The sequence below is a fragment of the Streptomyces sp. NPDC007872 genome, assembly GCF_042868165.1.
Classification (GTDB): Bacteria; Actinomycetota; Actinomycetes; order Streptomycetales; family Streptomycetaceae; genus Streptomyces.
In genome coordinates this window covers 130,791-155,733 of sequence record NZ_JBIAEA010000002.1, presented here as the reverse complement: position 1 = coordinate 155,733, position 24,943 = coordinate 130,791, and the positions used below count along the sequence as shown (strand labels likewise).

Sequence of the window (24,943 nt, the reverse complement as noted above, 5' to 3'; positions counted from 1 at the left end):
TCGACCGTCGTTTGAGGCGTCAGCGTGGCAACTGTCCGGATAAATCCCATGTTGACGGATCGAAGGACCGATATGACCATCCGACAGGCCGGAGGGGGCGGTTATTGGTCAGGAGCACGCCTTCGCGTCGGGTAGAGTTCTCTTTGTCAGCAGGCGCCGCTAGCTCAGTTGGTTAGAGCAGCTGACTCTTAATCAGCGGGTCCGGGGTTCGAGTCCCTGGCGGCGCACGCACAGTCGAGGCCCCCTCACCGATGGTGAGGGGGCCTCGATCGTTGTCGGGACGGGAACGGGCCTCTCAGCCTCCCGCGCCTCCCGTCAGGTACGCCGACACCACCACGTTCGCCGTGTAGGCGTTCGCCTCGCGGTCGAAGGTGCCGCCGCAGGTGATCAGGCGGAGTTCGGCGCGGCCGGGCTCCCGGGGGCCGTAGGCCTTCGTGGCGTCGAAGCCCTCGCGGGGGAAGACCCGCACGTCGTCGACGGTGAACTCGGCGACCGAGCCGTCCGTCCGGGTGACGAGGACCTTCGCGCCGGGCCGGGCCGCGCTCAGGCCGTAGAAGACGGCCGGGCGGGTCTCGGTGTCGACGTGGCCGACGAAGAGGGCCGCCCCGGCCGCGCCCGGCTGGGTGCCGGAGCCGAACCAGCCCACCGCGTTCGGCGTTTCGAAGGGCGGCGGGTCGATGGCGCCCGTGTCGTCCAGGCCGCGCGCCACGACGGGCGCGTCGACGCCGAGGGAGGGGACCTCGACCCGCCGGGGCGCGGCGGGCGCGAGCGGGGCGCGGGCCGGGGGCAGCTCCGCGCCCGGCGGGCGGCCGACGGCGGCGATGTCGCCGGTGACCGGCCCCGGGCCGCCCGGGGAGTCCTCGACCGCCCCGCCGCCCCAGAGCCAGAGCCCGAGGAGGAGCAGCGACCAGGCCGCGCCGGTGAGCAGTCGCCCGGCGCCCGCCGGGCGGGTGCCGGGCGACACCGTCACTCCGCGCCCGTGTGCGTACCCCTGCCGGAGGGGTCTTCGGTGCGGCGGCGGGAGCTGCGGACGGCGACCGCCACGGCGGCGACGGCGGCCATGCCGAGGCCGAGCACGGTGTACGGGGTGCCGAGGCCGTCCTCGCCGGCCGTCTGGGCGACGCCGGGGGCGGCGGGCGCGGCGAAGGCGGCGGCGCCGCCCCCGCCCGCGCGGACCGGGGCGATCGGGGTCGGGTGGTGGGCCGGCTCGTGGGTGGGCCGGCGGGTCGGCTCGCGGCGCTCGACCCGTACGGTGCCGGCGTCCCGGTGCTCGTGGCCGTCGCACGTCACGCTCACCGCGTACGTACCGCCGTCGAGCCCGGACCTGAGGACGGCGTCGCCGTACATCGGGTACTTCCCGCCGTCCCGGCCGGTCAGCTCCGCGTCGGCGGTGAACGCCCGGGACTTCGCGGCACCGGTCGTGCCCTCGCAGCCCTCGACCCGGACGTCCACGTCGTCGCCGGGCGAGGCGGTGGACGGGGTGACGGTGACCCTCACCCCGTCGTGGGCGTGCGCGGCGCCGGCCGCGGGCGCGAGGACGAACACGAGAGCCGCCCCCGCGGCACGCAGAGCAATGGGACCTGAACGCATCGTGACCTCCTGCTAGGAAGGATCACCCGTTCCGGTGGCTTTCGCATCCGGAGACGGCCGTCCGGCCCGCTCCGGACCCCTTCGAACCCCTCCGGACCCCTTGGGGCCTCAGACGCGGTCGACGATGTCCGCGATCGAGTCGACGATCCGGGACGGGCGGAAGGGGTAGCGGTCCACCTCCGCCCGGGTCGTCAGACCGGTCAGGACGAGGAAGGTCTGCATGCCCGCCTCCAGGCCGGCCAGGATGTCGGTGTCCATCCGGTCGCCGATCATGGCGCTGGACTCGGAGTGGGCGCCGATCGCGTTGAGCCCGGTGCGCATCATCAGCGGGTTCGGCTTGCCCGCGAAGTACGGCTCCTTGCCGGTGGCCTTGGTGATGAGCGCGGCGACCGAGCCGGTGGCGGGCAGCGGGCCCTCCAGGGAGGGGCCGGTCTCGTCGGGGTTGGTGCAGATGAAGCGGGCGCCGGCGTTGATGAGCCGGACGGCCTTGGTCATCGCCTCGAAGGAGTACGTACGGGTCTCGCCGAGCACCACGTAGTCCGGGTCGTGGTCGGTGAGGACGTAGCCGATGTCGTGCAGCGCGGTGGTGAGGCCGGCCTCGCCGATGACGTACGCGGTGCCGCCGGGGCGCTGGTCGTCGAGGAACTTGGCGGTGGCGAGGGCGGAGGTCCAGATGTTCTCGACGGGGACTTCGAGGCCCATCCGGGCGAGGCGGGCGTGCAGGTCGCGGGCGGTGTAGATCGAGTTGTTGGTGAGGACCAGGAAGGGCTTCCCGGTCTCCCGCAGCTTCTTGATGAACGCGTCGGCGCCGGGGATCGGCACGCCCTCGTGGATGAGGACGCCGTCCATGTCGGTGAGCCAGGATTCGATCGGCTTGCGCTCTGCCATGGGTGCGGGACTCCTGCCGTGCATGTCGTGCGGGTGCTGGGGGCGCCGCGACTGCGCTGTGGCGACGCCCCCAGCGTAATCAGGATGTGGTGATCTTGACCCCGTCGATCGTCCAGTACCAGTTGTTGGAGCCGGTGTAGCGGAAGCGGAAGCTCACGGTGGAGGCGCCGGAGGGGACCGGGACCGTGAGGGACTGGGGCTTGGAGAGGACGTCGGCGGCGTAGCTCTTGACGACGGTCGGGGTGCCGCCGTTGAAGCTCGCCAGGACCTGGGCGGTCTGGGAGCCCTCCTGGCGGTAGAGGGTGGTGAAGCCGAGGGTGACCGAGGACGCGCCCGAGACGTCGTGCGCGGGCGTGACCAGGGTGGAGTCGTACGTCCCCGAGAAGGTCTTGTCGGCCCACTCGTCGGAGTCGGCGACGGCGAAGACGCCCCGGGCCCGCACGTTCAGCTCGCGGGACTGGTCGCGCTGGGAGCGGGACCAGAACTCGTCGGTGGCGAAGGACCAGCCGCGCCACTCGGTCACACCGCCGGTGCCCATCGCGTTGTTGATGACGGACCAGCCGCCGGGCGCGGTGTGGGTGAAGCCGAGGACCCCGGCGGGGATGCCGGTCTCGTCGACGCGGCCGGTCAGCGACCCGTACAGGGTGTCGAAGGGGTCGGTGGAGCGCTCCTGGACCGGCTTGCCGTCCAGGCCCCAGGCCGGGTCGGGGGTGATGCCGAGCTGGCGGAAGACGGTGGCGGCGACGTCGACCAGGCGCGTGTCGATCGGGCGGGCGCCGGCGGCGATGCCGGGGCCCTGGGCGAGGACGAAGGTGCGCCGCTCCTCGATGCTGGAGCCGCCGTGGCCGCCGCCGTCGGTGTGGCCGTGGTCGGTGGCGACGACGACCGTCCAGCGCTCCGTGGCGTACGACGGACGGGCCTTGATCGCGGCGAGGAGGCGGCCCAGGTAGGCGTCCTGGACGTCGATGGCGTCGAGGTACTTGGCGTGCGCGGCGCCGTAACTGTGGCCGATCTCGTCGGTCTCGCCGAAGTAGACGAAGAGGACGTCGGGGTTCTGGTTCCGCAGGACGTCCTCGGTGATCTCGGTGATCACCTTGTCGTTGACGGCGTAGTCGTTGTTGTAGACCAGCTTGGCGTCGGCGCCCGGGGTGACGGTGCCGTGGGTGTCCAGCTCGGGCCAGTCGACGGCGGCGAAGAGGGAGAGGTTCGGGCGGACCTGGTTCAGGCGGGCGAGGAAGCCGGGGTACTGACCGTAGTTCTTGCCGGTGAAGGTGTTGTCCTTCACGCCGTGCTTGTCGGGCCAGACGCCGGTGGAGATCGTGGACCAGCCGGGGCCGGAGGAGGTGGCGGCCATCGGGTCGGCGTAGAGCAGGGAACGACCGTAGGTGCCGTTCGTCATCAGGGACTTGAGCACGGGGGCCTGGGCGGCGTCGATCCGGTCGTACCGCAGGCCGTCCATGCCGACGACGAGCACCTTGTCCTTGCTGGTGCCGTTCGGGAGCGTCGGGGCGGCGGTCGTGGCGGCCGAGGCGGCGGGGGCGGCGGCGAGTCCGGTGGCGGCGACGGCCGCGGTGGCGCCGGCGGCGGCGAGCACGGTACGGCGGGAGATGCCGGTGAGCGGCATGTCGGGGTCCTCCGTGAAAGGGGTGGAAGGGAGCCGGGACGGCACAACGCCCCTGACGTCTCAGGGGCGTTGGGTCCGTACCCGTTATCCTTCCGCGATCTGCGGAGGTGTTCCAGGGTCGTACGGTGAACTCTCAGCTTCCGGTGGCGGACTTCCACGCGTCGACGTACGCCGTCAGGTTCTCGTCGATGTCGGTCCAGTCCGGCTCGAAGACCTCGACGCCCTCCAGGAGCTCGGCGAGGGCCAGGGCGTTGGCGTCGGTGGGCTTGACGTCCTTGCGGGCCGGGAAGCCGCCGCCGACGGCGCTGACCTCGCGCTGGGCGCCCTCGCTCAGGAGGAAGTCGAGGAGCTTCTTGCCGTTCTCGGTGTGCGGGGCCTTGTTCACCAGGCCGGCGGCGTACGGCAGGGCGAAGGTGGTGGGCTTCCCGTTCCCCTTGGCCGGGAACCAGATGCCGAGATTGGGCATGGACTTGGCCTGGGCGAAGTTCATCTGGACGTCGCCGTTGGCGACGAGGAGTTCGCCCTTGTCCACCTTGGGGGCGAGCTTGGAGGTGGAGGAGGACGGGCCGACGTTGTTGGCCTGGAGCTTCTTCAGGTACTCCATGGCCGGTTCGCGGCCCCCGAAGTCGTGCATGGCCTTGATGAGGACGGCGGTGCCGTCGCCCGCGACGCCGGGGGTGGAGTACTGGAGCCGGTTCTCGTACTTCTCGTCGAGCAGCTCCTCCCAGGTCCTGGGGGCCCGGGGCAGCTCCTTCTTGTTGTGGACGAAGCCGAAGTAGTTGTTGACGACGGAGGTCCAGGTGCCGTCGGCCGCCTTGTCGGCGCCGTCCACCCGGTCGGAGCCCTGCGGCGCGTACGCCTGGAGCAGCCCCTTGGAACCGGCCTGCTGGATGAAGGGCGGCAGGGTGACGAGGACGTCGGCCTGGGTGTTGTTCTTCTCGCGGAGGGCGCGCTGCACCATCTCGCCGGAGCCGCCCTCGACGTACTTCACCTTGATGCCGGTCTGCTTCTGGAAGTCCTCGAAGACCTTGTCGTACCAGCCGTCGCCCGCCTCGCCCTTGAGGCCGTCGGCACTGTAGACGGTGACGACCTTCTCGTCGGAGGCGGCGGTGGAGCCGCCGCAGGCGGTGAGGGAGGCGGCGAGGACGAGGGCGCCGGTGAGGGCGGCGACCGGCCTGACGTGCGTAAGCATGACGTTGTTCTCTCCTGTCGGTACGGGGCTTCGGCGGTACGGGGCTCTGGTCGTACGGGCTCAGCGGTACGAGGCTTTGGTGCGGACGCGGGAGACGGCGAGCAGGGCGAGCAGCGTCGTGGCCATGAGGACCACGGCGAGCGCCGAGCCGGTGAAGAGGGAGCCGCGGTCGGTGGCGGTGAAGACGAGCACCGGCAGCGGCAGCCAGTCCGGCGGGTAGAGCATCATCGTGGCGCTCAGCTCGCCCATGGAGAGGGCGAAGCAGAGCCCGGCGGCCGCGTTCAGGGACGGCAGCAGGAGCGGGAGCCTCACCCGGAGCAGGACGTACGAGGGGCGGGCGCCGAGTCCGGCCGCCGCCTGCTCGTACATCGGGTCCAGGCGCCGGATCGCGGCCGCGACCGACTGGTGGGCGAAGGCGGTGACGAGCACGGTGTGGGCCAGGACCACGATCCAGCGGGTGCCGTTGAGCAGGACCGGCGGCTGCGAGAAGGCGACGAGGACGGCGAGGCCGACCACCACCGACGGCACGGCGACCGGCAGCATGAAGAGGGCGTCCACGATCCGCCGGCCCCGCTTCCCCAGGGCCGCCGAGGCGAGCGCCGCCCAGGTGCCGGCGGTCAGCGCGATCAGGCTGGCCGTGACGGCCGTGACCAGGCTGGTGGTCAGGGCCCGGAGGGACTCGCCGCGCACGGCCGCCGCGTAGTGGGCGGTGGTCGGCCCGGAGGGGAAGGCGCCGGACCAGTGGGTGGAGAAGGAGGCGGCGAGGACGACGAGGAGGGGCAGGGCGAAGAGCGGCACGAAGAGGACGGCGAACAGGGCCCAGGCCGTCCACCTGCCCGCACGGCTATGCACCAGCACGGCGGCTCACCCCCCGGTAGAGGGCGTAGAGGCCGGTGGAGAGGGCGACGTTGACGACGGCGACGACGCAGGCGGCGGCGTAGTCGGATTCGAGGATCGCCTTGCCGTAGACGAGCATCGGGAGGGTCGTGACGCCCTTGGCGCCGGTGAAGAGGACGATCCCGAACTCGTTGAGGCACAGGACGAGGACGAGGCTGCCGCCGGCGGCGAGCGCGGGCAGCGCCTCGGGCAGGATCACCTGCCGGACGATCCGCGGCGGCCGGGCGCCGAGCGAGGACGCCACCTCCAACTGGGCCGTCTCCATCTGCGAGAAGGCGGCGAGCAGCGGGCGCATCACGAACGGGGTGAAGTACGTGATCTCGGCGAGGAGCACGCCCCACGGGGTGGTCAGGAACCGGAAGGGACCGGTGGCGGCGCCGGTGACGTCGGTCCAGATCCCGTTGGCCATGCCGACCGTGCCGTAGAGGAACAGCAGGGCGAGCGTGATCAGGAAGGACGGGAAGGAGAGGAAGACGTCGATGAACTTCGCCACCGCCTTCGCGCCGGGGAAGGGCACGAACGCGATGACGAGCGCCAGGGCGAAGCCGAGGACCAGGCAGCCGGCGGTGGCCGCGACGGCGATCCACACGGTGGTGACGAGGGCCTCGCGGAAGGACGCGGAGCCGAGGACGGCGGCGTACGCGCCGGGGGCCAGGGACTCCCGGACGACGAGGGCGAGCGGGTAGAGGAAGACGAGGCCGAGGACGGCGACGGGGGGCAGGGCCCAGACCCAGGCGGGGGCGGTGCGGGGCCTCCTCGCGGGGGGTGCGGCCGGGGCGGGGGCGGTCGTGGTGACGGTGCTAGCCACCGGTCACCCCCGGTCCGGCGGTCGCTCCCGGGCCCTCGGCCATGCCCGCCGTGAGCAGCACCGCGTCCTCGGACGCGAAGTGCAGGGTGACCTCGGTGCCCAGCGGGGGCGTCTCCCGCAGCTCGCGGACGTCCGCCTTCACCCGGTGGCCCGCCACCTCCACGTACAGCCGGTGGGTGGAGCCGCGCCACTGGACCTCGGAGATCCGGCCCCGGAGCGCGTTCGGGCCGTCGCCGAGGCCGATGAGGTGGGGGCGGACGCAGAGGGTGGCCCCGGCGCCCGGTGCCGCTCCCCCGGTCTCCACCTTCAGCGCGGTCCCGCCCAGGGTCACCCCGTCCGCGCCCACCGTCACCGGCAGCAGGTTGGCGTTGCCGACGAAGGAGGCCGTGAACTCGGTGCGGGGCCTGCGGTACAGGTCCCGCGGGGTGCCGCAGTCCCGGAGCCGGGCCCGGTCCATGACGGCGATCCGGTCGGCCAGGGTCAGCGCCTCGACCTGGTCGTGGGTGACGTACAGGATCGACACGTCGGGCAGTTCGCGGTGGAGCCGGGCCAGTTCGGCCAGCATCCCGGAGCGCAACTGCGCGTCGAGCGCCGAGAGCGGCTCGTCGAGGAGGAGGACGTCGGGGCGTACGGCGAGGGCGCGGGCGATGGCGACGCGCTGCTGCTGCCCGCCGGAGAGCTCCCGGGGGTGGCGGCGGGCGTAGTCGGCCATGCCGGTCATCTCCAGGGCCTCGGCGACCCGGCCGGGGATCTCGGCCTTCGGGACCTTGCGGGCCTTGAGGCCGAAGGCGACGTTGGCGTCCACCCTGAGGTGGGGGAAGAGGGCGTACTGCTGGACGACCATGCCGATCCCGCGCCGGTACGGCGGCAGGTCGGTGACGTCCCGGTCCCCGATGAACACCCGCCCGGAGACCGGCCGGACGAACCCGGCGACGGCCCGGAGCGCGGTCGTCTTGCCGGAGCCGGAGGGCCCGAGGAGGGCCATGACCTCGCCGGGCTCCACCGTCAGGTCCAGGGAGTCCAGGACGGTGGTGGAGCCGTAGGCGACGGAGACGGCGTCGAAGCGGATGCCGCTGGTCGTCCTCCGTGCTTCCGTGACCGCCCCTCGTACGTCCGTGGTCATGCCTCGTACTCCCGGATCAGCTCCGGCAGTTCGGCGACGGAGGCGAGGACGCGGGTGGCGCCGTGCTCCTTCAGCGCGGCCTCGCCGTGGGCGCCGGTCAGGACGCCCGCCACGATCCCGGCGCCGGCGCGGACGCCGGAGAGCATGTCGTACGAGGTGTCGCCGGCGACCGCGATCCGGCGCACGTCGTCGACGGCGCCGGTGCGGAGGAACGCGCCGAGGACCATGTCGGGGTACGGGCGGCCCCGGCCGCCGGTGTCGGCCGGACAGAGGGTGAGGCCGACGAGGTCGCGCCAGCCGAGGGCGTCGAGGATGGCGTCCTGGGTGACCCGGGCGAAGCCGGTGGTGAGGACGACGGTCCTGCCCTGCTCCTGGAGGGCGGCGATCGTCTCGGCGGCGCCCGGGACCGGGGCGATCCTGCCGTCGGCGACGAGCTCTCCGTACGCCTCCTCGAAGGCGAGGTTGGCCTGCTGGGCGCGCTGCTCGTCGCCGCCGAGGAGGTGGCGGAAGACGGAGATCTTCGACTCGCCCATGGTGGCGCGGACGTGGCCGATCATCGCGGCCGGGTCCTCGCCGAGGCGCTCGGCGGCGACGGTGAAGGCCTGCTCGACGAGGCCGTCGTCGGCGACGGTGGTGCCGGCCATGTCGAGGACGACGAGGTTCGTCTTGTGTGTGGTCACGGGGTTCACCAGCCCAGTTCGTTCGCGGTCGTCTCGGCGACGGCGGGCGAGCAGGTCATGCCCCGGCCGCCGGGCCCGGTCACCAGCCACACGCCGTCGCGGACCCGCTGGCGGTGCACGACCCGGGTGGCGTCGACGCACTGCGCGTACACCCCGGCCCAGCGGCGCCTGATCTTCGGCAGCGGGCGGCCGAGGAAGGACTCGACGACGCGGGTGAGGTGCTCGTAGGGGTCTTCGAGGGTGTCGAAGGCGAAGGGGTGCTCGTACTCGTGGGTGTCGCCGATGGTCAGTCCGCCGTCGAGGCGCTGCACCATGAGGAGCTGCATCCGGTGGGCGGCGGCGGTGGGGTCCTGCGCCTGGCCCGCGTGGAGCGCGTCGAGGGCGTCGGAGGCGTAGGCCGGGTAGTAGCGGAAGGAGTCGGCGTCCGCGACGGAGGTGGTGAGCGGTTCGCCGAGGGGGTCGGTCTGCATCATCTGGAGGCGGACCCGGCGGACCGGGACCTCGCCGGCGACCTCGCGGACGAGGCCGGAGAGCGAGGCGCCGGTGCACAGGACGACGGCGTCGCCGCCGTGGACCTCGCCGCGGTCGTCGCGGACGGCGTGCTCGCCGACGACGTCGCGGACCTCCCTGTTCGGCAGGAAGGTGTACTTCCCGGTGGCGAGGAGGGCCTCGCGGAGGGCGAGTTGGGCGGTGCGGGGCTCGACGGCGGCGTCCCGCTCGCACCGGAGGGCGGCCTCGAACTCCCCGCGCAGGGCCGGGTTGACCGCGCGGGCCTCGTCCGCCGTGAGCAGCTCGTAGCCGCGCGCGGCAGCGTCGGGGCGGGCCAGGGCGGCCTCGGCGACGGCGAGTTCGAGCGCGTTGCGTACGGGGGTGAGGGAGCCGATGGCCCGGAAGCCGAGCCCGGGGACGCGGGCGCCGATGCCCTCCCACAGGTCGCGGGCGCGCAGGGCGGTGTCGAGCTCCTCCCCGCCGGCGCGGCCGCTCACCCAGATCTGCCCGAAGTTGCGGAGGGAGGCGCCGCGCGCCTCGGCCTCGCGCTCGATGTGTACGACCTCGTGGCCGCGTTCCACTGCGTGCCAGGCGTGCATGGTTCCCACCACGCCGGCTCCTACGACGATCACCTTCATGCCGACGACGGTCGCGGGGGCGGGTGGCCCGGACGGGACCGGTGGACGACGGGACGGTGAACGGGCCGCCAAACTTGGACCAGACCCGTTATCTGTTCGTGATGTTGCGGGCTTTCGGCGGGCGGGCCCTTCTCCCGTCAGTCCTGGCGGCCCAGGTGGGTGGTGAAGCTGAAGCGGTCGCCCCGGTAGAGGGTGCGGACCCGCTCCAGGGGCCGGCCGGCGGTGTCCCGGGAGACGCGGTGGAGCAGCAGCATCGGGAGGGCGGGCGGCGTGCCGACGAGCAGGGCCTCGCGCGGGGTCGCGAGCACGGTCTCGATGCGCTCGTCGGCGTCGCCGAACACGATGCCGAGCCGGTCGTGGAGGTAGGCGTAGAAGGAGGAGTCCGGGTCGAAGTCGGCGTCCAGGCGCGGGGCGCGGGCCTCGGAGACGTACGTGCTCTCCAGGCCGACCCGCTCGTCGTCGGCGAGCAGCACCCGCTCCATGTGCCAGACGGGCTCGCCGCGTTCGGCGCCGACCTCGGGGGCGAGCGCCTCCGGGCAGGGGAAGCGGTCGAGCGAGATCAGGCTGCGGCCGGGGCGGCGGCCCTGGCGGCGCACGCCCTCCGTGTAGCTGGCGAGCGAGAGGGGCTGTTCGAGCTTGGGGCCCGCGACGACCGTGCCCCGGCCCTGGCGGCGCAGCCGCCCCTCCAGGAGGAGTTCGCGGATCGCCTGCCGGACGGTCTCGCGGGACACCTCGTACCGGACGGCGAGGTCGCGCTCGGTGGGCAGCGACCCGCCCTCCCCCAACTCGTCGACCATCACCGCGAGTTTCGCCTTGACGGCGTAGTACTTGGGGACGCGCCCGTGCTCGGGGACGCCGGAGCGGACGGGGGCTCCGGGAGTGCTCTGGTAGTTCACCGGGGGATGGTCGCAGACGGGGGTGAACGGGGAGGTGTACGGAGGGTGGCGCGGCGGTACGGGCGCCTGGCGGCGGGGCCGGGTCCCCGCTCGCGGGGCGCGGTTCAGGAGCGCCGGTGGCGGCGGCCCGCGCGGACGAGGGCGGCGCCGAGCAGGAGCAGGGCGGCGGCGAAGGGGGCGAGGGCTCGGGCGCGGGCGTCCGACGCGCTTCCGGTGTGGGCGAGTTCGGGGGGGCCGGGGGGCGTGGTGGGGGGTGTCTCTCCGGGTGTCTTCCCGGGGGCCTCCCCGGACGCCTCTCCGGGCGCCTCCCCGGGCGTTCCCCCGGACGGGGAAGGGTGGGCGGGGGTGACGGGGGCGGAGGGTGTCGGCCCGGTCGGGGCGGCGGTCCCGGTCGGCTCTGCCGGCCGCTGGGACGTCTTGGGCGTCTTGGGCGGCTTGGGCGGCTCCGGTGACCCCGTCGGCTCCGACGGCTTCGTGCCCTCCGTGCTCGTCGGCGGCTCCGCGCTCCTCGGCCGTTCGGCGGGGTCGGCCGGGGCCGTGGTCGCGGGCGGCGCGGTGGGGCCGGGGGGCTCGGCCGGGGCGTCCGGAACGGGCGGGCCGACGGTCAGGCGGTAGTCGCCGGAGTCCCCGATCCAGTCCCCGTCCGCGCCCCGGCGCTGGACGATCGCCGCGTTGACCACGACCTCGCCGGGGGCGGTCCCCGCGCCGAAGGCCAGGCGCACGGGGACGGTGAGGGTCTCGCCGGCGGGAACGGCGAAGCCGCCGAAGTCGGTGAACACGCCCACGTTCTCGGCCTCCGAGGTCTCCTGGAAGGCCACGGGGTGCCAGCGCGCGGCCCCGGCGTCGTAGAACTCGAAGCGGATCTGCTCCGGCCGCAGGGCCCGGTCGCGGTCGGTGAGGACGAGCACCGGGTGGATGCCGGAGCAGGGCGACCCGGTGGTGTTGGTGAGGTCGAGCCGCCAGTCCCGGAAGGGGCCGCCCGCCGCGTAGTCGGCCGGGCCGCCGTGGATCAGGGTGTCGAGCGGGAAGGCGTCGTCGTCCGGGGCGCCGCAACCGGGGGTGGGCGGGTCGGGGGCGGGGATGACGGGCGCGTCGGGGGGTCGCGGGGCGCCGGGGGGTTCGGGGGCGGCGGGCGCGGGCGCTCCCGGGCCGGGGGTCGCCGCCGCCGGGACGGGAGCCGCGGTCGTAGTCTTCGTTGCCGTTGCCGTCGTCGTTGCCGTCGCCGGGGCGGGGCCCGCGAGCGCGAAGGGGGCCGCCACGGCGGTCGCCACGGTCACGGCGCGGACGCTGCGCAGTCGCAGGGGTGCGGATGCCATGGTGCCGGTGCCTTTGCTGATCGCGGGCAGGGGGACGGCCGCGACGCTGCCACACGGGAGGGGGCGGGCCGGTGAGGCGGCCCCGGGGGCTCCTCCGGAAGGGCCGGGAATCCGCCCGATCAGCCTACTTTCCGATCATCGGATCAACCGGTTCCCTCGGGCCGGGGAGACGAGGGGCCCGTCTCCTTCCCGAAGACCGGCGCCAGGGTCAGCCACGCCGCGCCCTCCGCCACCGCGTCCCGTTCCGCGACGACGCCCACCGGGGCCGTCAGACCGAGGCCGGCGAGGACCTCCCGCACCCCGTCCGCGAACACCTCCGGCACGGCGAGCACCACCCGGCCGCCCAGGAGGACCTGGTCGATGTCGAGGAGCCGTACGAGGTTGGCGGCGCCGGCCCCCAGGACCCGCGCGGCCCCGGCGTGCTCGCCGCGCGCGACCGCCGCCAGGCACAGGACCTCCAGGCAGCCGCGCCCGCCGCAGTCGCACGGCGGCCCGTCGAGCTGGACGGTCTGGTGGCCCAGCTCGCCCGCCCCGGTCCTGTCCCCGCGCAGCGGCGCGCCGCCGAGGACGAGGCCGGCGCCGAGGCCCGTACCGAGGTGGACGTAGGCGAAGGAGCCGGGGGCGCCGGGCCGCACGGCGAGGCCGAGGGCGGCGGCGTTGGTGTCCTTGTCGAGGACGACGGGGAGGCCGAGGCGGCGGGCCAGCTCCGCGCGGACCGGGTGGCCTGCCCACTCGGGGAAGCCCGTGACCCGGCCGGGCACCCCGGCCCGGTGGTCCAGGGGACCGGGCATGGCGACCCCGGCACCGAGGACGGTCCGCCCCTCCCCGCCCTCCCCGAGCAGCGCCCGCACCTCCTCCGTGACCGCGTCCAGGACCGGCCCGGCCCCCGCGCCCAGGTCCACCGGCCGGCGGCGGAGGGCCACGGCCGTGCCCGCGAGGTCGGTCAGGAGGACCGTCAGCTCGTCGCGGTCGAGGTGGACGCCGACGGCGTGCGCGGCGGAGGGCACCAGGCGCAGGACCGTACGGGGCTTGCCGCCGGTCGAGGCGCGGTGGCCCGCCTCCGTCGCGAGGCCCTCGGCCCGCAGCCGCGCGGTGATCTTGCTGACGGCCTGCGGGGTGAGCCCGGTCCGCTCGGCCAGCTCCAGACGGCTGATCCCGGCCTCGCCCGCCCCGCGCAGCAGATCGAGCACGAGCGCGGCGTTGCGGCCGCGCGGCGCGGGGACGGGTGCGGGGGCAGGCGTCGATGCCCGCGTCGGCGTCGGTGCGTTCACTCCACCCAGGTCTTTCCTCACCCCCCCATTGTCACCGCTGCTTGCACTTTGGCAACGGCGTTGCTTAAGTGAGGAGCATGACTGGTACCGACTCCCCCCGCACCCCCCTCCGCGTCGGACTCGTCGGCTACGGCCTCGCGGGCTCCGTCTTCCACGCCCCGCTGATCGCCGCCTCCGAGGACCTCGCCCTCGCCGCCGTCACCACCGGCAACCCCGAGCGGGCCGCCGAGGCCCGCGCCGCCCACCCGGGCGTACGGGTGGTGGCGAAGCCCGAGGAGCTGTGGGCGCCGGGCGCGGAGGAGCTGGACCTGGTCGTGGTCGCCTCCCCCAACAAGACGCACGTCGAGGTCGCCACGGCCGCCCTGGAGGCGGGCCTCCCGGTCGTCGTCGACAAGCCGCTCGCCGGGACCGCCGCCGAGGCGCGCGGACTCGCCGCCCTCGCCGAGGAGCGGGGCCTGCTCCTCTCCGTCTTCCAGAACCGCCGCTGGGACAGCGACTTCCGCACCCTGCGCCGGCTCCTCGACGAGGACGCGCTCGGCGAGGTCCAGCGCTTCGAGTCCCGCTTCGAGCGGTGGCGGCCGAAGCCCAAGGGCGGCTGGCGCGAGTCGGGGGCGCCGGAGGAGATCGGCGGGCTCCTGTACGACCTGGGCAGCCACGTCGTGGACCAGGCCCTCGTCCTCTTCGGCCCGGTGGTCTCGGTGTACGCCGAGTCGGACGTGCGCCGGCCGGGCGCCGAGGCCGACGACGACACCTTCCTCGCGCTCACCCACGCGAACGGGGTCCGCTCCCACCTGTACGTGAGCGCCACCACCGCCCAGCTCGGCCCCCGGTTCCGGGTGCTCGGGCAGCGCGCGGGCTTCGTGAAGTACGGGCTCGACCCCCAGGAGGCCGCCCTGCGCGACGGGCTGCGGCCGGAGCCCGGCTCGGCGTGGGGCGTGGAGCCGGAGGAGCTGTGGGGCCGGCTCGGCGCCGGCGAGTCGCCGCTGACCGGCGGCGGAGAACCGGTCGAGTCGCTGCCCGGCGCCTACCCGGCGTACTACGCGGCCGTCGCCGCCGCCCTGCGCGGCACGGGCCCGAACCCGGTCACCGCGCACGAGGCCGCCGACGCCCTCGCCGTCCTGGAGGCGGCCCGGAAGTCGGCCCGCGAGGGGATCACGGTGACGCCGTGAGCGGCTCCGAGGTCATCGGACTGGAGGCCCAGGAGGCCCGGTTGGTCCTCCCCCGCTTCACGTACGAGGACGCCTGGGCGCTCGGCACGCTCCTGGTCTCCCTGGCCCGGGAGCGGAAGGCGCCCGTGGCGATCGACGTGCGGCGCGGGGCGCAGCAGTTGTTCCACTGCGCGCTGCCGGGGTCCAGCGCGGACAACGACGCCTGGATCGACCGCAAGCGACGGGTCGTCGAGCGGTACGGCGAGAGTTCGTTCCTGGTCGGGGCCCGGTTCCGGGCCAAGGGGACGACGTTCGAGGCGTCCTCGCGCCTCGACCCCGACCGGTACGCCGCCCATGGCGGGTCGTTCCCGATCGGGGTCGAGGGCGCGGGAGTGATCGGCTCGGTCACGGTCTCGGGGTTGCCGCAGGCCGAGGATCACGCCCTGGTCGTCGAGGCGCTGGAGCGGTTGCTCAGTGCGTACGGCGCCGACGCCGGCTGATCACCACGAGGACGCCGCCGCCGAGGGCGAGGGCGATCGCGGTGGCGCCCATGACGATCTTCCCGGTGCCGGCACCGGTCTCGGAGAGCTCGCCGTTCGGACCGTGGGGACCGTGGTCGCCGCCGGAGTCCCCGTAACCACCGGTGCTGCCGTGGCCGCCGGTGCCGTTGTGACCGCCGGAGGTGCTGTGACCACCAGTGCCGCCGGAGTCGCCGTGCCCGCCGGGGCCACCCGTACCGCCGGAGTCACCGTGCCCGCCGGGACCGCCCGTACCACCGGAGTTCCCAGAACCGCCGGTGTCGTCGCCGTAGCCGCCGTCACCACCGCCGTCCGACGAACCACCGCTCGTGTGGTCGGTGGGGGTGGGGGTGGGGGTGGGCTCGGTCGGGGTCGGAGTGGGCTCCGTGGGAGTCGGAGTGGGCTCCGTGGGAGTCGGGGTCGGGTCCGTCGGAGTCGGCGTCGGATCCGTGGGCGTGGGAGTCGGATCCGTCGGAGTCGGGGTGGGCTCCGTGGGCGTGGGAGTCGGATCCGTCGGAGTCGGGGTGGGCTCCGTGGGCGTGGGAGTCGGATCCGTCGGAGTCGGCGTCGGGTCCGTCGGGGTCGGGGTCGGGTCCGTCGGGGTCGGGGTCGGCTCCGTCGGCGTGGGCATCGGCGTCGGGCCCGCGCAGGACGGCAGGTCCCCGTTGAACGGGTAGGCGTGCATCTCCTGCCCGCCGCCCCCGGTCGTCTCCGACGCGTGCGTCAGGTTGCCGGTGGTGAAGAAGCGGCCGTTCGTGCCCGGCATGGTCACGGTCGCCGTGCTGGCCTGGTTGCCGATCAGGACGCTGCCGGCGAACTGGGCCGTCCCCTCGAACGTCACCGTCGTGGCGTCCGGGAAGTTCCACAGGACCCGCTCGCGCAGACCGTTCGGCAGTTGGTTGATGTACGTGTCGACGGTGCGGTCGGCGCCGTAGACGTTGACGAGGACGGTCGCCCCGGCCGGGACGCCCTCGAAGCGGATGTTCTGCTGCCCGCCGCTCGTGGACTCCATGTCGAAGTCGACGTCGAAGACCTGGAGCGTCGAGGCGCCGTCACCCGTGAAGAGGGTCTCCGAGCCGCTGTTGACGGCGGTGCCGGTCGTGGCGCGGTGGGCGCCGCCGACGTAGGCGTAGCACTGGCTCGCGTCGGTGAGCTGGTCGCGGAGCGAGAGGTACGGGACGGCCGCGTCGTCGTCCTGCACCGGGTCCGGGATCACCGTGCCGGAGAGGGCGCCCCCGTACCGCGTGACGCCGCTGACCGTGCCCTCCTCGGTGAGCAGGCGCTGCCCGGCGGCGACCGTCACGTCCTCGCCGACGGTGAGGAAGTCGGTGCCGTTGACGGGCGGGACACGGGACCCCGCGCCCACGATGCCGACGTTGTAGACGGCGGAGGCACCCACGCGCTTGTTCATGTCGAAGCCGCCCAGGACCACGACCTTGCCCTCGGCCTCGGCCGCCGCCTCGCGGACGAGGAAGTCACCGCCGACGAAGATGTTGATGTTGTTGTCGCGGTACTGGACGGGACCGCTGTTGAGGTCGGGGTACGTGGCGGGGCAGTTGCCCGGCAGGCAGGGTCCGAGGCCGCCCGGGAGCGGATCGGCGTGGCCGCTGACGGCCAGGGTGCCGACGAGGGCGGTGGCCGCGACCGTGGACGCGGCGATGAGGGCGAGGCGGCGCCTGTCCCGCCTCCGCGTGGGGGAGATTCGTTCCATATCGGGCAATATGCAAAATGCGCATGAAAATGGCGACGCCCCACGCGGGACGTCGCCGTTTTCACCACAGAAGGGCCCAGGCGGAACACCCTCCTGACGGCCTTACAGGTCTACCGGCCACGCCGGACCGGCCGGCTTGACCAGCCCCCACCGGTCCCGTCAGCCCCACCGACCTCAGGCGCCCTTGAGTTCCTGGCGCTGCCGGCCGAGCCCCTCGACCTCCAGCTCGACCACGTCGCCGGGGCGCAGGTACGGCTTGGGCTCCGGCTGCCCCATGGCGACGCCGGCGGGCGTGCCGGTGTTGATGACGTCGCCCGGGTACAGGGTCATGAACCGGCTGACGTACCGGACGACCTCCGCGACCGGGAAGATCTGGTCGGAGGTGTGGCCGTCCTGCTTCAGCTCGCCGTTGACCCAGAGCCGGAGGGAGAGCGCCTGCGGGTCGGGCACCTCGTCGGCGGTGACGAGCCAGGGGCCGAGCGGGTTGAAGGTCTCGCAGTTCTTGCCCTTGTCCCAGGTGCCGCCGCGCTCGATCTGGAACTCGCGCTCGGAGACATCGTGGGCGACCGCGTACCCGGCGACGTGGGCGAGGGCCTCCTCGTCGGTCTCCAGGTAGCGGGCGGTGCGGCCGATGACGATCGCGAGCTCCACCTCCCAGTCGGTCTTCACCGAGCCGCGCGGTACGAGCACGGTGTCGTCCGGGCCGACGACGGTGTCGGCGGCCTTGAGGAAGACGACGGGCTCGGCCGGGGTGGCCTGGCCGGTCTCGGCGGCGTGGCCGTGGTAGTTGAGGCCGATGCACACGACCTTGCCGATCCGGCCGACGGGCGGGCCGACGCGCAGCCCGGTGGCGTCGAGCGGGGGCAGCACCCCGGCGCCGGCCGCGGCGCGGATCCGGTCGAGGGCCGCGGCGTCGGCGAGCAGGCCGCCGTCGACGTCGTCGACGAGGGCGGAGAGGTCGCGGAGGGTGCCGCCCTGGTCGAGGAGGGCGGGCCGCTCGGCTCCGGGCGGGCCGACACGCAGCAGCTTCATGGTCTTCTCCCTGTGGTCGAGGTGGGCCCGGGATGGGCCCCGAGGTGCCCCGGCCGATGGAGTGCGGCCATCGGAGGATTGGTCGATCGTCCAAGAGAAAGGGCCGCTCGGCAAGCCCCCGCCCACGCAGTGGACCCTTACGGGCGAGTAGCAACGGCGTCGTCGGACGCCTCTTCCTTCGGCGCGCGGAAGAGGAAGGCGCGCTCGACGACGGTCCAGGCGGTGCTGGTGACGACGTAGAGGGCGGCGGCGAGCGGGACGACGGCGACCGTGATCAGGGTGGCGAAGGAGAGCAGCGGCATCACCTTGGCGATCGCGCCGGCGCCGGGGGCGGGCTGTCCGAGGTCGAGGGGCTGGGCGGCGAGCTGCCGCTTGCCGTGGCGGTAGCCGTAGGCGGCGACGGCGGCGACGAGCGCGAACAGGACGAGGTAGACCTGCCCGGCCGGGCCGAACGCGCCGCCGCGGGAGAGGGCGTCGGCCCAGCGGTCGCCGAGCGGGGCGGCGAAGAGGGCGTGCCCGGCCATCCGGTCGCCGGCGAACAGGTGGTACATGAGCAGGAAGGCGGGCGCCTGGAGCAGGCTGGGCATGATGCCGGCGAAGGGCGAGACCTTCTCCTTCGCGTGCAGGTCCAGGATCGCCTTCTTGAGCCGCTCGGGGTTCTCGGCGTGCTTCTTCCGGAGCGCGGCGAGCTGCGGGGCGATGCGGGTGCGGGCCTTCTGGCCGCGGGCGGCGGCCCGGGAGAGCGGGTGGACGGCGAGCCGTACGAGCGCGGTGAAGAGGACGATCGCGGCGGCGGTGGCGGTGGTGGCGAAGAGCGGCTGGAGCAGCTCGGCGAGCCGCTCGACCAGGGTGGCGAACAGGGAGATGAGCGCGGACATGGGGGAGCCCTCCGTGGGGTCTCGTCGTGCCGGGGAGAGGTGTTTCTCGGCATGACGGATCCGCGGGGGAGGTGATCGGAGGTGCGCGAGGCTCCCTACGCGGCCGTCGGGAGGGGACGGCCGGGAGCCCGGGGTCTGCGGCGGCCCGAGGCGTCGGGGTCGCGCTGCGGCAGGAAGGCGGTGCGCCGCTCGCGGTCGCGCAGGGCGGTCCGGACGGCGGTGGGCGGCACGGCCGGAGCCGTACGGGCGCCGGACAGGGCGCGGGCGAGGGCGGCCGCGGCGAGGGCGACGGCGGCGGAGACACCGGCTCCGGCGAGGGCGCCGGCTCCGTCGGACAGGAGCAGTCCGGCGAGGGCGAGCAGGAAGAGCAGCGGCGCGAAGACCCGCGGGGCGGGGGTCCTGCCCGTCATCCCGTCACCTCCTCCGCGGCCACCGGTCTCTCCGCCCTGAAGACGCACGGCGGGAGGGGGAAGTTCCCGCGTCCCGCCCCTCGTTCTACGCGGCCTCCAGGGGTACGAGGAGGCGCCGGGGCCGCAGGAGGGCGCGGCCGACGGGGTCGGCGGGGTCCGGGTCGAGCCCGGCGCCGGGCCGCATCTCGACGTCGGCGGGCGGGACGGGGAGGCCGCAGGCGGGGCACGCGCCGCCGGGGCCGAGTTCGGTGCCGCAGTCGGCGTGGTGGAAGTGGCGCGTCGGCAGGGTGCCGGGGAGCTCGGCGCGGGCCCAGGAGCCGAGCGACCACAGGACGGGCCAGAGGGCGAGGCCGCGCCCGGTGAGGACGTACTCGTCGCGCGGGGGCGACTCCTGGTAGCGCCGCCGTTCGAGGACGCCGATCTCGACGAGGGCCTGGAGGCGGGCGGCGAGGACGGCGCGGGGGGCGCCGAGGTGGGCGAGGAAGTCGCTGTAGCGCCGGACGCCGTAGAAGGCGTCGCGCACGAGGAGGAGAGTCCAGCGCTCGCCGACCACTTCGAGGGCGCGGGCGATGGAGCACTGCTGCTGGGCGTAGTCCTTGCCGAGGGCCATGGGGTCCATCGTACCGAAGCGGGTTCGCTGAACGAACCGAGCTGCTACCTTGAGTTCGTTCATTGAACCGACCGAGCCGTCGACAGGTGGAGGACGCCCCGTGCCGCACCGAACACCCTTGCCCCAGGCCCCCTCCCCCGCCCCGTCCATGCCCCGGGAAGGGCACCCGGGGGCCGTCCTCGCCGTGACGGCGACCGCGACCGCCGTCGCGCTGATGAACTACACGGCCCCGATGCCGACCCTGCCCGCCGTGGCGGCCGCCTTCGGAACGCCGCCCTCCGCCCAGGCCTGGCTGCTCAACGGCACCCCGCTCGGCCTCGCCGCCCTCCTGCTCCTGGCCGGCGGGCTGGCCGACGCGTACGGGCGGCGCCGGGTCTTCCTCCTCGGCACGCTCGCCCTCGGCCTCACCACCGCGCTCGGCGCCCTCGCGGGCTCCACGGCCGCCTTCACGGCGGCCCGGATCGCCCAGGGCGCGGCGAGCGCGGCCGTCCTCGCGGGCAGCCTGGGCCTGCTCGCCCACGCGTACCCGGCGGGCCGGGACCGGATCAGGGCGACGGGCGTCTGGGGCGCGTCGGTGAGCGGCGGCATCGCCCTGGGCCCCCTCCTCGCGGGCGCGCTGGGCCTGGCGGACTGGCGACTGGCGTACGGAGCGCTCGGGGCGGGGGCGCTGGTGACGACGGCGGCGGGAGCGCGGTGGCTGCCGGGAGCGGCGGCGGCCCGGGGCGGAACCGGGACGCCGGGCCCGGACATGGCCGCAACACCCCGCCCGGACGTCGGCGGGACACCCCGTCCGGACATAGCGGGGGCACTGACCCTCGGCCTGGCCCTGGCGGCCCTGCTCACGGCGCTCACCCTGGGCAGGGAGGGGTGGCTGCGCCCCCGGGTGGGCCTCCTGCTCCTCGCTTCAGCCGCCCTGACGGCCCTGTTCGCGGTGGTGGAGACCCGGCGGAAGAACCCCATGATCGACCTGGCGCTGCTGCGGCGGCCCGCGTTCCTGGCGTCGACGCTGGGGGCGCTCTTCACGGGCCTGGCGGTGATCGGCCTGTTCAGCGTGGTGCCCACGCTGCTCCAGGCAGGCACCGGGATGTCGCCGCTGGGCACGGCCTGGCTGTTCCTCCTCTGGTCGGGAACGGCGTTCGTGACGGCCCTCCAGACCCGCCGCCTGGCGACCCGGCTCTCGGCCGCGCACCAGTTGACCCTGGGGTTCGCCCTGTCGGCGGCGGGCGTACTGACGTTCCTGGGGTCCCTGGAGGACCACGCGGGCGCGTGGCGCCTGTTCCCGGGCCTGCTGGTGGCGGGCGTGGGCAGCGGCCTCCTGAACGCGGCGCTCCCCCGCCTCGCGGTCGACTCCGTACCGCCGGAACGGGCGGCGATGGGCTCGGGCGCCAACAACACCGCCCGCTACATCGGCTCCTCGGCCGGGGTGGCCCTGACGCTCGCCCTGACGACGGCGGGCCCGGACGCGGCCCTGGCGGCGTCGGCGGGGCTGGCCCTGACGGGGGCGGGGCTGACGCTCGTACTGGCGAGGGGACAGGGCCCCGGAAAGAGAGATCGACCACTCCCCCGGAAGGGATAGCGGGGCGAGGGGAAGGACCCCGCAGGTGAAGCGGAAGGGCGGCACGTCCCCCCTCCCCGCCCGGGACACGACAAGCGCGGACGTGCCAACTCTCCGGGGCCGTACAGCAGTACGGTGGGACGCATGCGCCCCGACACGCCTGCAGCCCACACCACCGAAGCCGAGCGCCTGCTGCGCACCGCCGCGCAGTACCCGGGCGACCGGGAGCCCCTGTACCTCCGGGCGGCGGCCCACCTGGAGCTGGCGGGCGACCGCCCGGGCGCGACGGCCCTCTACGACGACCTCCTGTCGTCCGAGCCGGCGGACCCGCACCTGATCAGGGCGCTGAAGGCGGCGAACCTGTGGGAGTACGGGCACGAGGCCGAGGCCCGGGCGATCATCGAGGGGCTCCGGATCGCCCGGCCGTCGGACGCGGCGCCGTGGGAGATCGCGGCGGAGACGCTGGAGGCCCACGACGAGCTGGAGGAGGCGGAGTCGACCCTGACGGAAGCGGCGAGACTCCTGCTGGTCTCGCCGGACGACCTCCCCCACGCGAACCGGTCCCTGATCACGACCCGGCACCGGGTCCGCCGGATGCTGGCGCTGCCGCACGACGACTGGGACGCCCTGGCGGACCGGCTGCACACGGGGTCGGTCCCGCTGGACGAGCTGCACGACCCGAAGCGCCTCTGGTCCCTGGGCTCGGAGGACCCGGCGGAACTCCAGGCCGAGATCGCCCGCCTCCGCTCCGAACTGGGCACCTACCGCACGGCCCTCTCCCGCCCCTTCCCGGTCGCGGTCCTCCACTGGCCGGAAAGGGAACTGGACGAGCTCCTCGCGTCGTACCCGGAACTGGAGACCGAGTACCCGACCTACGAGGCACACCTGACGGACATCGAGGCGTCCCTGCGCGAACTGGCGACCGCCGGCACCCCCAACCTGGGCATCGTCCGCGCCACGGTCCCCTCCTACGAGGCCTTCGCCGCCTCGGAATCCACCCGCCCCTCGAACGCGGACCTCCTCCCCCAGTACGCCACCACCCTGGCCGCCCGGGGCCGCGCCACGGCGTGGCCGCCGGCGCGGGGGGCGGAGTGCTGGTGCGGGTCGGGGGAGACGTACGGGAAGTGTCACGGAGGCGACGCGACCTGAGTCGACGCTACTTCGTCGTCAGCCCCCAGTCTTGCGCCTGGGGGGATCCGTCCCATCCGCCCTCGTCCCGCCAGACCGAGGTGATCCCCTGCTCTTCCAGGTACGGGGCGTACACGCCGATCTCTTCTGAGAAGAGGCCTATGAGGAAGGGTCTCGGCCGCTGCGGATAGAGGAAGTGGCGGTACTCGTAGAGCTGCCCAAGTGCTTCACGGACCGCTATCGTCGCGTTTCCGTTGCGAACGATCTTCGCTTCGACAATCCACTCGGGGTCTCGCCCTCCCACGGCCTCTTCCCGCCTGAGAACCAAGTCCCTGGGGTGCTGCCCCAGCGTGACCGGAACATATCCACGCTTCACGACGTGAAGGCCGAAGTCCTTGACGAGATCCTCGTGGGTTCGCTGTTTGATCTGCTGACGAGCGCTGATCTGCACCTTGTACTCACCGCTGTCCTTCGGATGGAAGTCAGCGAGCGGATCGAAGTCAGCCGGTGACACGGCGGCGCGCGGAGCGTGGCCGCTGAGGTCGTAGGCCCATGGGATCGCGTCCACGTCATTGCTCATCCACCACACGCGGTCGAATTCCTCGGCCCTCCTCAGGGCCTCGACGCCCACGTAGAGGTCTCCCAACAGCACGGCATCGCTCGGAAGCGCGGCGGTGTCGTACACCTTCGCGATCACGCTGGCCGCCTCGTACGCCTTCGGGCGAGCCGCCTTGTCCCTGAGCTGCGGCTCGTCCACCCAATCAAGGCATTCTTGCCGTCGCACGGCTCGGCGAAGTCGCGCCGCGTGATGACGGAGGTGGTCCTCTCGAGCGCGACCTCTGCCCAAGCGCTCTTCCAGCCAGGTGATCCCCTGTTGCAAGGTCAGCGTCACGTTCTTCAGGTCAGCGCTGAAGATGTAGGCGAGGTACAGGCCCTTCTTGGGATCCCGCATCCCCCGCTCGTCGAAGACACCGATCCACGGCGTCGCGGCCGGAGTGGTCTGTCCCCCATGTCCCTCGGCCTTGAAGCCCGGTGGAAGGGTGAGGTCGGTACGGTTCGCGACCCCCCGCAGTATCTGCTGTCCCTTTACCTCACGCGTCGAACCAGCCGTGCGGTCGTACGTGCTCGCGACTTCGCCGAGCAAATCTCGCATCCCCATGCGAGGAATCTAGATCACGGCGTTTCGTCAGGGACACGGGCTTCCGCTACCTCGTCACCTCGCCCGGGCTTCTCACAACCCGACGTCAACGCGTGCTTGGGCCGCGTCCAGGACATCGTCCGCGTCGTATCCGTGGGCGTCCACCCAGTACAAAAGATCCGCGATCACTTCGATCACCGCCTCCTTCGCCAGGGTGGCGGCCAGTCGGCTCGCGTTGACCGCCCGAGGAGAACTGACGACGCCGTAGAGGGAGAGCATGGATTCCGCCCGTGCGACGCGTGTGCCACCGCTGTGCCCATGAGGTGTCGTGAGGTCGGTAGCGATCTCACACCACATGCCATTGTGATCAGGTCGTGTCAGGAAGCCCCAACGGTCCGCGATCCTGTCCACCAGTGCCAGACCCATGTCTGTCTCGACGCCAGGCAAGGGGGTGGCGGGAGACGGTGTCATTCGGTCTCCGGCGTACCTCACCTCGATCCGCACATGAATGCCGTTCATCGACAGGCGAAGCGATGTCAGGGTGCCCACCCCTACATGTCTGATCACTAGAGAGACGAGTTCGCTCACGCAGAGTTGAACCGCCTCGCTTTGCCGCGACAGCCCCCAGAACTTCATGTGGAGACGCAGCACACGCCGGAGCGCGGCGACCTCTCGTGGTTCCGCCGAGAACGACAGCTCCCACGGTTCGCGCACCATGCAACCCTCTTCGCTCACGCCGTCTCCCCCTCCCCCATCTCGGCCCAGACCTGCTTGCCCCAGCGGTACCGCTCGGTGCCCCAGCGGTCCGTGAGCATGTCGACGAGGAGCAGTCCTCGGCCGCGGGTCCGGTCCTCGTCGGCATCCGTCCTCAGGGTGGGGACGATCTTGGAGCGGTCGACCACACCCAGGCGGATCACGTTCGCGGAGGGCCTGGAGACGATCACACGGATCGACGGGAGCCGGCCGTGGTCGACCGCGTTGGAGACCAGTTCGGTGATGACGAGGGTGGCGTCCTCGATCAGGGGATCCAAGCCCCAGACGGTCAGGGCCGTGCGGACCAGGCGGCGGGCGACGGCGGCGCTCCGTGGTTCACGCGGGAGGGTCTGGGAGTAGGCGGGGTGCCCGGTGGGGTGAGAGGCGACGGGCCCGGGCGCCGAGTCCTCCGCAGGAGGTGTCACTCTCTCGCCCGCACGCGCACCTTTGCCAACTGGCCTTACATAAGAGGCCGTTCGGGAACCCAGAGATTGAGAAGCACGGGCTTCCGTTCGCGGTTCCAGTGCCGCTGAAGACAGGGCTGACACACCCCACCCCTCCTCGTCACCCGCGTGGCTGAAAGTCGCCAACTGCCCTCCCGGCATCGCTGATCGGTGCTTTCTTGTTCTCTCAGCGAACCGTGATTCGCG

General features: G+C 73.4%; 25 protein-coding genes and 1 tRNA gene. 5 read left to right on the top strand and 21 right to left on the bottom strand.

Annotated features, from left to right (window positions below):
* Positions 1 to 153: 153 nt before the first annotated feature.
* Positions 154 to 227, top strand: a tRNA-Lys gene (locus ACFYNX_RS05960).
* 68 nt (positions 228 to 295) lie between these two features.
* Here ACFYNX_RS05960 and ACFYNX_RS05955 read toward each other — a convergent pair.
* The 13 genes from ACFYNX_RS05955 to ACFYNX_RS05895 form a co-directional block, all read right to left on the bottom strand.
* On the bottom strand, positions 296 to 970 hold the full coding sequence (locus tag ACFYNX_RS05955; RefSeq protein ID WP_388658149.1) for a class F sortase: 675 nt from the start codon (positions 968 to 970) through the stop codon (positions 296 to 298).
* The gene (locus ACFYNX_RS05950) at positions 967 to 1,590 is read right to left on the bottom strand and encodes a hypothetical protein (protein WP_388658146.1); all 624 of its coding nucleotides are present in this window, start codon (positions 1,588 to 1,590) and stop codon (positions 967 to 969) included. The genes ACFYNX_RS05955 and ACFYNX_RS05950 overlap by 4 nt, the downstream gene beginning before the upstream one ends.
* 108 nt (positions 1,591 to 1,698) lie before the next feature.
* Positions 1,699 to 2,478, bottom strand: a complete 780-nt coding sequence (locus ACFYNX_RS05945; RefSeq protein ID WP_121833311.1) for an HAD-IIA family hydrolase — start codon at positions 2,476 to 2,478, stop codon at positions 1,699 to 1,701.
* Between the two features lie 79 nt (positions 2,479 to 2,557).
* Positions 2,558 to 4,102 (bottom strand): alkaline phosphatase family protein, encoded by a 1,545-nt coding sequence (locus tag ACFYNX_RS05940; RefSeq protein WP_388658143.1) that lies wholly within the window; start codon positions 4,100 to 4,102, stop codon positions 2,558 to 2,560.
* Positions 4,103 to 4,235: 133 nt separating this feature from the next.
* Positions 4,236 to 5,294: a 2-aminoethylphosphonate ABC transporter substrate-binding protein gene (locus ACFYNX_RS05935; RefSeq protein WP_388658140.1), complete on the bottom strand. Its 1,059-nt coding sequence runs from the start codon at positions 5,292 to 5,294 to the stop codon at positions 4,236 to 4,238.
* A gap of 60 nt (positions 5,295 to 5,354) precedes the next feature.
* A complete protein-coding gene (locus ACFYNX_RS05930; RefSeq protein WP_365538653.1) occupies positions 5,355 to 6,152 on the bottom strand; it encodes an ABC transporter permease subunit in 798 nt (265 codons plus the stop codon).
* On the bottom strand, positions 6,139 to 6,999 hold the full coding sequence (locus tag ACFYNX_RS05925; RefSeq protein WP_388658137.1) for a 2-aminoethylphosphonate ABC transporter permease subunit: 861 nt from the start codon (positions 6,997 to 6,999) through the stop codon (positions 6,139 to 6,141). Before ACFYNX_RS05925 ends, ACFYNX_RS05930 begins: the two co-directional genes overlap by 14 nt.
* Complete coding sequence (locus ACFYNX_RS05920) at positions 6,992 to 8,122, bottom strand: ABC transporter ATP-binding protein (protein WP_388658134.1); 1,131 nt, start codon at positions 8,120 to 8,122, stop codon at positions 6,992 to 6,994. The genes ACFYNX_RS05925 and ACFYNX_RS05920 overlap by 8 nt, the downstream gene beginning before the upstream one ends.
* Positions 8,119 to 8,802 carry a phosphonatase-like hydrolase gene (locus ACFYNX_RS05915; protein ID WP_388658132.1) on the bottom strand — a complete coding sequence of 228 codons (684 nt, stop codon included), beginning with the start codon at positions 8,800 to 8,802 and terminating at the stop codon, positions 8,119 to 8,121. Before ACFYNX_RS05915 ends, ACFYNX_RS05920 begins: the two co-directional genes overlap by 4 nt.
* A gap of 5 nt (positions 8,803 to 8,807) precedes the next feature.
* Positions 8,808 to 9,929 carry a TIGR03364 family FAD-dependent oxidoreductase gene (locus tag ACFYNX_RS05910; protein ID WP_388658129.1) on the bottom strand — a complete coding sequence of 374 codons (1,122 nt, stop codon included), beginning with the start codon at positions 9,927 to 9,929 and terminating at the stop codon, positions 8,808 to 8,810.
* Positions 9,930 to 10,066: 137 nt separating this feature from the next.
* Complete coding sequence (locus tag ACFYNX_RS05905) at positions 10,067 to 10,825, bottom strand: GntR family transcriptional regulator (protein WP_365538668.1); 759 nt, start codon at positions 10,823 to 10,825, stop codon at positions 10,067 to 10,069.
* 104 nt (positions 10,826 to 10,929) lie between these two features.
* On the bottom strand, positions 10,930 to 12,141 hold the full coding sequence (locus tag ACFYNX_RS05900; RefSeq protein ID WP_388658126.1) for a hypothetical protein: 1,212 nt from the start codon (positions 12,139 to 12,141) through the stop codon (positions 10,930 to 10,932).
* 143 nt (positions 12,142 to 12,284) lie between these two features.
* Complete coding sequence (locus ACFYNX_RS05895) at positions 12,285 to 13,412, bottom strand: ROK family protein (protein WP_388658123.1); 1,128 nt, start codon at positions 13,410 to 13,412, stop codon at positions 12,285 to 12,287.
* A gap of 77 nt (positions 13,413 to 13,489) precedes the next feature.
* On the opposite strand from ACFYNX_RS05895, the gene ACFYNX_RS05890 reads away from it, so the two are divergent.
* Positions 13,490 to 14,581 carry a Gfo/Idh/MocA family oxidoreductase gene (locus ACFYNX_RS05890; RefSeq protein WP_388658120.1) on the top strand — a complete coding sequence of 364 codons (1,092 nt, stop codon included), beginning with the start codon at positions 13,490 to 13,492 and terminating at the stop codon, positions 14,579 to 14,581.
* Positions 14,578 to 15,060 (top strand): heme-degrading domain-containing protein, encoded by a 483-nt coding sequence (locus tag ACFYNX_RS05885; protein WP_388658118.1) that lies wholly within the window; start codon positions 14,578 to 14,580, stop codon positions 15,058 to 15,060. Before ACFYNX_RS05890 ends, ACFYNX_RS05885 begins: the two co-directional genes overlap by 4 nt.
* Here the strand turns inward: ACFYNX_RS05885 and ACFYNX_RS05880 are convergent.
* The 5 genes from ACFYNX_RS05880 to ACFYNX_RS05860 all read right to left on the bottom strand — a co-directional run bounded on the left by ACFYNX_RS05880 (position 15,032) and on the right by ACFYNX_RS05860 (position 19,719).
* Entirely contained in the window at positions 15,032 to 16,789 is a 1,758-nt protein-coding gene (locus tag ACFYNX_RS05880) for a choice-of-anchor A family protein (protein WP_388658115.1), read from the bottom strand. The two genes, ACFYNX_RS05885 and ACFYNX_RS05880, sit on opposite strands and share 29 nt — an antisense overlap.
* 174 nt (positions 16,790 to 16,963) lie before the next feature.
* Positions 16,964 to 17,821: a fumarylacetoacetate hydrolase family protein gene (locus ACFYNX_RS05875; protein WP_365538680.1), complete on the bottom strand. Its 858-nt coding sequence runs from the start codon at positions 17,819 to 17,821 to the stop codon at positions 16,964 to 16,966.
* A gap of 137 nt (positions 17,822 to 17,958) precedes the next feature.
* Complete coding sequence (locus tag ACFYNX_RS05870; protein ID WP_388658112.1) at positions 17,959 to 18,699, bottom strand: YidC/Oxa1 family membrane protein insertase; 741 nt, start codon at positions 18,697 to 18,699, stop codon at positions 17,959 to 17,961.
* Between the two features lie 95 nt (positions 18,700 to 18,794).
* The gene (locus ACFYNX_RS05865; protein ID WP_388658109.1) at positions 18,795 to 19,109 is read right to left on the bottom strand and encodes a DUF6412 domain-containing protein; all 315 of its coding nucleotides are present in this window, start codon (positions 19,107 to 19,109) and stop codon (positions 18,795 to 18,797) included.
* Positions 19,110 to 19,194: 85 nt separating this feature from the next.
* Positions 19,195 to 19,719, bottom strand: coding sequence for a winged helix-turn-helix transcriptional regulator (locus tag ACFYNX_RS05860; protein WP_388658107.1), 525 nt, complete (start codon positions 19,717 to 19,719; stop codon positions 19,195 to 19,197).
* A gap of 148 nt (positions 19,720 to 19,867) precedes the next feature.
* Between ACFYNX_RS05860 and ACFYNX_RS05855 the strand changes: the two genes are divergently transcribed.
* Positions 19,868 to 21,295: an MFS transporter gene (locus ACFYNX_RS05855; RefSeq protein WP_388658104.1), complete on the top strand. Its 1,428-nt coding sequence runs from the start codon at positions 19,868 to 19,870 to the stop codon at positions 21,293 to 21,295.
* A gap of 123 nt (positions 21,296 to 21,418) precedes the next feature.
* The gene (locus tag ACFYNX_RS05850; protein WP_388658101.1) at positions 21,419 to 22,423 is read left to right on the top strand and encodes an SEC-C metal-binding domain-containing protein; all 1,005 of its coding nucleotides are present in this window, start codon (positions 21,419 to 21,421) and stop codon (positions 22,421 to 22,423) included.
* A 7-nt stretch (positions 22,424 to 22,430) separates the two neighbouring features.
* On the opposite strand, the gene ACFYNX_RS05845 is transcribed toward ACFYNX_RS05850, so the two are convergent.
* From ACFYNX_RS05845 to ACFYNX_RS05835, 3 genes are all read right to left on the bottom strand, one after another.
* A complete protein-coding gene (locus ACFYNX_RS05845; RefSeq protein WP_388658098.1) occupies positions 22,431 to 23,561 on the bottom strand; it encodes an MrcB family domain-containing protein in 1,131 nt (376 codons plus the stop codon).
* 72 nt (positions 23,562 to 23,633) lie between these two features.
* A complete protein-coding gene (locus ACFYNX_RS05840; protein ID WP_388658095.1) occupies positions 23,634 to 24,275 on the bottom strand; it encodes an ATP-binding protein in 642 nt (213 codons plus the stop codon).
* A complete protein-coding gene (locus ACFYNX_RS05835; protein ID WP_388658092.1) occupies positions 24,272 to 24,898 on the bottom strand; it encodes an ATP-binding protein in 627 nt (208 codons plus the stop codon). Before ACFYNX_RS05835 ends, ACFYNX_RS05840 begins: the two co-directional genes overlap by 4 nt.
* Positions 24,899 to 24,943 lie beyond the last annotated feature (45 nt).

Excerpts from the sequence above, each read along its gene's own strand:
- ACFYNX_RS05950 (WP_388658146.1), bottom strand. The coding sequence starts at position 1,590 with ATGCGTTCAGGTCCCATTGCTCTGCGTGCCGCGGGGGCGGCTCTCGTG.
- ACFYNX_RS05945 (WP_121833311.1), bottom strand. The coding sequence starts at position 2,478 with ATGGCAGAGCGCAAGCCGATCGAATCCTGGCTCACCGACATGGACGGC.
- ACFYNX_RS05940 (WP_388658143.1), bottom strand. The coding sequence starts at position 4,102 with ATGCCGCTCACCGGCATCTCCCGCCGTACCGTGCTCGCCGCCGCCGGC.
- ACFYNX_RS05935 (WP_388658140.1), bottom strand. The coding sequence starts at position 5,294 with ATGCTTACGCACGTCAGGCCGGTCGCCGCCCTCACCGGCGCCCTCGTC.
- ACFYNX_RS05920 (WP_388658134.1), bottom strand. The coding sequence starts at position 8,122 with ATGACCACGGACGTACGAGGGGCGGTCACGGAAGCACGGAGGACGACC.
- ACFYNX_RS05910 (WP_388658129.1), bottom strand. The coding sequence starts at position 9,929 with ATGAAGGTGATCGTCGTAGGAGCCGGCGTGGTGGGAACCATGCACGCC.
- ACFYNX_RS05900 (WP_388658126.1), bottom strand. The coding sequence starts at position 12,141 with ATGGCATCCGCACCCCTGCGACTGCGCAGCGTCCGCGCCGTGACCGTG.
- ACFYNX_RS05890 (WP_388658120.1), top strand. The coding sequence starts at position 13,490 with ATGACTGGTACCGACTCCCCCCGCACCCCCCTCCGCGTCGGACTCGTC.
- ACFYNX_RS05880 (WP_388658115.1), bottom strand. The coding sequence starts at position 16,789 with ATGGAACGAATCTCCCCCACGCGGAGGCGGGACAGGCGCCGCCTCGCC.
- ACFYNX_RS05875 (WP_365538680.1), bottom strand. The coding sequence starts at position 17,821 with ATGAAGCTGCTGCGTGTCGGCCCGCCCGGAGCCGAGCGGCCCGCCCTC.
- ACFYNX_RS05870 (WP_388658112.1), bottom strand. The coding sequence starts at position 18,699 with ATGTCCGCGCTCATCTCCCTGTTCGCCACCCTGGTCGAGCGGCTCGCC.
- ACFYNX_RS05865 (WP_388658109.1), bottom strand. The coding sequence starts at position 19,109 with ATGACGGGCAGGACCCCCGCCCCGCGGGTCTTCGCGCCGCTGCTCTTC.
- ACFYNX_RS05860 (WP_388658107.1), bottom strand. The coding sequence starts at position 19,719 with ATGGCCCTCGGCAAGGACTACGCCCAGCAGCAGTGCTCCATCGCCCGC.
- ACFYNX_RS05855 (WP_388658104.1), top strand. The coding sequence starts at position 19,868 with ATGCCCCGGGAAGGGCACCCGGGGGCCGTCCTCGCCGTGACGGCGACC.
- ACFYNX_RS05850 (WP_388658101.1), top strand. The coding sequence starts at position 21,419 with ATGCGCCCCGACACGCCTGCAGCCCACACCACCGAAGCCGAGCGCCTG.
- ACFYNX_RS05845 (WP_388658098.1), bottom strand. The coding sequence starts at position 23,561 with ATGGGGATGCGAGATTTGCTCGGCGAAGTCGCGAGCACGTACGACCGC.
- ACFYNX_RS05835 (WP_388658092.1), bottom strand. The coding sequence starts at position 24,898 with ATGCCGGGAGGGCAGTTGGCGACTTTCAGCCACGCGGGTGACGAGGAG.